1 protein-coding gene is annotated in these 654 nt (G+C 62.4%); it reads left to right on the top strand.

The window, feature by feature from the left end; all coding sequences use genetic code 11:
• Nucleotides 1-214: 214 nt before the first annotated feature.
• The coding region (locus IVB12_RS00580) for an acyl-CoA dehydrogenase family protein (RefSeq protein WP_247294595.1) at nucleotides 215-654 on the top strand (440 nt) is incomplete at its 3' end.

The raw sequence follows: 654 nt of genomic DNA, 5'->3' as shown, positions 1-654 counted from the left end.
TTCAACAACCGCAAGGTCTCGATCTACGGCGGCTCCAACGAGATCCAGCGCAACATCATCGCCAAGGCGGTGCTGGGGCTTTAGCGTCATTCCGGGGCGCGCGTCAGCGCGAACCCGGAATCTCGCGCCACAACTCTGGATTCCGGGTCCACGCGCTACCGCGCGTGTCCCGGAATGACGAAGCATAAATTCCGGGTACGAGGAACCAAGCAACATGGATTTTGACCTGTCCGAGGAGCAGCGGCTTCTCAAGGAAAGCATCGACGGCCTCTTGACCGATTCCTACGATTTCGAGAGCCGCAAGAAGTATATGAAAGAGAAGGGCGGCTGGAGCAAAACCGTCTGGCTCAAGCTCGCTGAGCAGGGCCTGCTCGGCCTGCCCTTCGCAGAGACCGATGGCGGCTTCGGTGGCGGCGGCGTCGAGACCATGATCGTGATGGAAGCGCTCGGCAAGGCGCTGGTGCTCGAGCCTTATCTCGCCACGGTGGTGATCGGCGGCGGCTTCCTGCGCCATGCCGGCAGCGACGCGCAGAAGGCCGCGCACGTGCCAGGGATCATCGACGGCAGCAAGACGCTGGCGTTCGCCCAGCTCGAGAAGAACTCGCGCTACGATCTGTTCGACGTCACCACGACGGCGAAGAAGAAGGGCGACGG

This window comes from Bradyrhizobium sp. 179, from assembly GCF_023073535.1.
Classification (GTDB): Bacteria; Pseudomonadota; Alphaproteobacteria; order Rhizobiales; family Xanthobacteraceae; genus Bradyrhizobium.
This window is presented reverse-complemented; position numbering and strand designations above follow the sequence as displayed.